The sequence below is a fragment of the Methylobacterium sp. CCH5-D2 genome (assembly GCF_001556475.1).
GTDB lineage: Bacteria > Pseudomonadota > Alphaproteobacteria > Rhizobiales > Beijerinckiaceae > Methylobacterium > Methylobacterium hispanicum.
In genome coordinates, this window is record NZ_LSIX01000795.1 from 1 (window position 1) to 2,227 (window position 2,227).

Annotated in this window: 2 protein-coding genes; one reads left to right on the top strand and one right to left on the bottom strand. The window is 70.6% G+C overall.

What is annotated here, in order from left to right:
- Window positions 1-2: 2 nt before the first annotated feature.
- A complete protein-coding gene (msuE, locus tag AX737_RS21115) occupies window positions 3-590 on the bottom strand; it encodes an FMN reductase (RefSeq protein ID WP_066924659.1) in 588 nt (195 codons plus the stop codon).
- A 515-nt stretch (window positions 591-1,105) separates the two neighbouring features.
- Here msuE and sfnG point away from each other — a divergent pair.
- Window positions 1,106-2,212, top strand: coding sequence for a dimethylsulfone monooxygenase SfnG (sfnG, locus tag AX737_RS21120; RefSeq protein WP_197430665.1), 1,107 nt, complete (start codon window positions 1,106-1,108; stop codon window positions 2,210-2,212).
- Window positions 2,213-2,227 lie beyond the last annotated feature (15 nt).

Below are 2,227 nucleotides of genomic sequence, written 5' to 3' on the forward strand. Positions count from 1 at the left end.
AGTCAGCGCGCGGCGGCCGCGCGGGCGACCGGCTCCTGGCGCAGGCCCGGCAGCGTGCCGCGGGTGGCGAGCGCCGCGATCTCGGCTCCGGCCTGGGACGCGCGCGCCCGCACGGCCTCGTCGGTGAGCCGGTAGTCGGTGAAATCGGGATCCGAGCCGTAGACGGTGGTCGGCACCTGCAGGGCGTTGAAGAAGCCGAAGAGCGGCCGGAAGCTGTGCTCGACCACGAGGGCGTAGCGGGCGCCGCCGCCGGTCGCCACGAGCGCCACCGGCTTGTTGGCGAGCGCGGCAGGCGGGATCAGGTCGAACAGGTGCTTGAACAGGCCCGTGTAGCTGCCCTTGTAGACCGGCGAGCCGACGACGAGCGCGTCGGCCTCCTCGATCGCCTCGATCACCCGCCGGGCCGGCAGGGAGAGCGCGTCCCGGCTCCAGGCCGCGCCGAGCCCGCTGCCGGCATCGACCAGATCGTAGAGCCGCACGTCGAGCGGCACGCGCGCCGCGGCCTCCTCGACGACCGCCTCGACGAGGGCGCGGGTCTTGGAGGGCCGCTGCAGGTTGGCGCTGAAGCCGACGAGTCTGGGTCGTGTCATGCGTCTCATCCGTCCGGTGGCTATCCGCGGGGGGCGGGGAGGGGGTGCTCCGCCCGCCCTGTTCCGATGGCCGAAAGGCTGCGGGACGGACGCGCGCCGGTCAATGAAACGTTCTTATAAATGAACGCGGCCGCGGAGATGATCGTGTTCCATCGGACGATCGAGGGAGAAAATCGCCGCATATCATCAGTTTTCTCGCCCGATAGCCGCCCGACCCCGAACCGATAGGGCGTGTTGCGTTCGTTTTACGGAACGGCCTCTTGCATCCGGCGCCGACGGCGCGCGGCGGATCGGCTGGCGACGCACGGGTCCGGGGCGCCGGGGAGGAACGTGCCGTCCCGGGCGGAGAACGGGGAACGATATCGCGCGACGGGCCGAAAGAAAGCATATCCCTGCTTTTGACGCGGGACCGGACGGCCTGAATACTTGGCCTCGTTCGATCGAGACAGCAACGGACGGCCTCCCGCACCGGCGACGGGCGGAGATCGCCGGCACGGGACCGAAGGAGAATCGCCATGGCCATCGGCACGAGCGGGTCCGAGCCGATCCGCTTCGCCTACTGGGTCCCGAATGTCTCGGGCGGGTTGGTGATCAGCAGGATCCCCCAGCGCACGAACTGGGACGCGGAGTACAATCGCCGCCTCGCCCAGATCGCCGAGGCGGCGGGCTTCGACTACGCGCTGACGCAGATCCGCTTCACGGCGGGCTACGGCGCCGAGTACCAGCACGAATCGGTGGCCTTCAGCCACGCGCTGCTCGCCGCGACCTCCCGCCTCAAGGTGATCGCCGCGCTCCTGCCCGGCCCCTGGCACCCGACGCTGGCGGCCAAGCAGGTCGCGACGATCGCCGAGCTGACGGGCGGGCGCATCGCCGTCAACATCGTCTCGGGCTGGTTCTCGGGCGAGTTCCGGGCGATCGGCGAGCCCTGGCTCGACCACGACGAGCGCTACCGCCGCTCCGAGGAGTTCATCCGGAGCTTGCGGGGGATCTGGACGCAGGACGCCTTCAGCTTCCGCGGCGACTTCTACCGCTACACCGACTACACGCTGAAGCCGAAGCCCACGTCCGGCCTGCCCGAGATCTTCCAGGGCGGCTCCTCGCGCGCCGCGCGCGACATGGCCGCGCGCGTCTCGGACTGGTACTTCACCAACGGCGGCACGCCGGAGACCATCGGGGCGCAGGTGGCGGACCTCCAGGCCAAGGCCCGCGCGAACGGGCACGCGGTCAAGGTCGGCGTCAACGCCTTCGTGATCGCGCGGGACACGGAGGAGGAGGCCCGCGCCGTGCTGCAGGAGATCATCGACCAAGCCGACCCGGAGGCCGTGAGGGCCTTCGGCCACGAGGTCAGGAACGCCGGCCGGGCCTCGCCCGAGGGCGAGGGCAACTGGGCCAAGTCGAGCTTCGAGGATCTCGTCCAGTACAACGACGGCTTCAAGACGAACCTCGTCGGCACGCCGGACCAGATCGCCGAACGCATCGTGGCGCTGAAGGATGTCGGCGTCGATCTCGCCCTGCTCGCCTTCCTGCACTTCCAGGAAGAGGTGGAGTATTTCGGCGCGCAGGTGATCCCGCGGGTGCGGGCGCTCGAGGCCGCCCGCGCGGGGCGCGCCGAGGCGGCCTGATCCGCGCCGCACGCC